The following is a 1,903-nucleotide window of genomic DNA, read 5'->3' on the forward strand; positions in this document are numbered from 1 at the left end:
ACGTTCGCCAGCTCCAGCACGCTCGTCGGACCCGCGCCGAGGGTGAACGACCCCATGTTGCCCTGCTTCACGGCGTCACCCTGCGACGGACCGTTGGACTTGTCCTCCTTGAGCGGGTCGCCCGCCAAGGTGACGCCCTGCATCCCGTCGCGCAGACCCAGCCGGTAGGCCATGTCCACGACGTTGTTCAGCCCCGCCTGCTCCTCCAGGATGATGAACCCGGTGTTGGGCGAGGGGGCCAGCGCCTTGGTGAGGGTCATGCTGGTGTCGGCCCCGTCGGAGTAGTTCTTGACGGTGTAGCCCTTGTTGCCGTCCCGGTAGACCCGCGACGTGTAGGTGTTCGGAACCGGGACCTGCCGGTCGATGCCGGTCTTGCCCTGCTCCATCGCCGCGGCGGCGGTGAACACCTTGTAGATCGAGCCCGCGCCGAACCTGGTCACCTCGGCGGGCAGCGAGTACGCGCTCTGCCCGGCGTCGGCGTTGTTGCCGAAGTCGCGGTTGGCGGCCAGCGCGCGGACGCGGTGCTTGTCCTTGCCCGGCTCCACCACGGCCATCGCGTTGGCGACGCCGGGGGTGGTCTTGGAGACCTGGCCCTCGGCGGCCTCCTTGACGGCCTGCGTGGCCTTCGCGTCCATCGTCGACTTGATGGTGAGGCCGCCCCTGCGCAGGTCGTCCTCGGTCAGGCCGTGCTCCAGCAGGTAGTCGATCAGGTAGCGGCAGAACGAGCCGTAGATCGGCCCGTCGCCCGCGCCGACGCACCCCATGGGCAGCAGCTTGAGGTCCTCGACCACGCCGATGGGCGCGGCCTTGTACTCCTCGGTCAGCTGGTCGGCCCGCGCGGTGTCCTCGCCGAACGCGCCGTTGTTGCGCATGTAGTCGATGACCGTGTTGCGCCGCTCCATGGCGGCGTCCGCGCCGGCCTCCGGGTTCAGCGCGCTCGGCCGGTTGACCAGGCCCGCCAGCAGGGCTGCCTGCGGGACGGTCAGCTTGTCGGCCGTGGTGTTGAAGTACGTCTGCGCCGCGGCGCCGACGCCGTAGGTGCCGTTGCCGAACGGCACGACGTTCAGGTATGCGGTGAGGATCTCCTCCTTCGTCATCTTCTGCTCGAGCTGCATGGCGATGCGCGCTTCGCTCAGCTTGCGCGCCATCGTGGCAGCCGTCGCCTTCTCGTACGCCTCATCGGAGCCCTTGCCCACCACGAACGCGAGGTAGTTCTTCACGTACTGCTGGGTGAGCGTGGACGCGCCCTGGGAGGTCTCACCCTCGACGCCCGCCTTGGCGGCGGCGCGCATGATGCCCTGCCAGTCGACGCCCTGGTGCTCGAAGAACCTGCGGTCCTCGATCGCGATGATCGCGGCCTTCATCGTGTCGGCGATGTCCTCGAACGCCACCGGGATGCGGTACTGGTCGTACAGGTAGGCGATGGGCTGCCCATCCTTGTCCTGGATGGTGGTGACCAGAGGCAGCTCGGCCTTGGTCAGCTCGCCAGAGGTCTGGTCGACGGTGTCGGCGGCGCGGTTGGAGGCCAACCCCAGACCACCGACGACGGGGAAGAGCACGGCGGCGACGAGAACCCCCGCCGTGAGGCACAACCCCACCATCTTGAGCAGACCTGTCGCACGTGCGGCGAACACTGAACCAGCAACCCCTTCCAGACCCGCGGGGAAAGACGCCCCTCCACAGATAAGTCGCGCGGGACCCGAACCCGGTTGCCTGGAGCGGCGAGGAAATTCCGGGTTGATCGTGCGCGACCTGACCCGCAAGTTACTCCTGCCCGGTTGTGGACGAGGTGAAACGCCAGGCAGGCGAGGCCGTGGTGAGGCACGCGACAGTGCGGGACGGCGGCGCTGGGCGGCGGCGCGGGACGAGAGGGCGGGACGGCAGGCGGCGCGGACCGGCGGGG

General features: G+C 68.9%; 1 protein-coding gene. It reads right to left on the reverse strand.

Annotated elements, in window-relative coordinates:
* Nucleotides 1-1,634, reverse strand: a 1,634-nt coding sequence (locus ACTUAL_RS13675) for a transglycosylase domain-containing protein (protein ID WP_440900500.1), incomplete at its 3' end; no start/stop codon positions are given.
* Between the last annotated feature and the right edge of the window lie 269 nt (nt 1,635-1,903).

This window comes from Actinosynnema sp., from assembly GCF_052038725.1.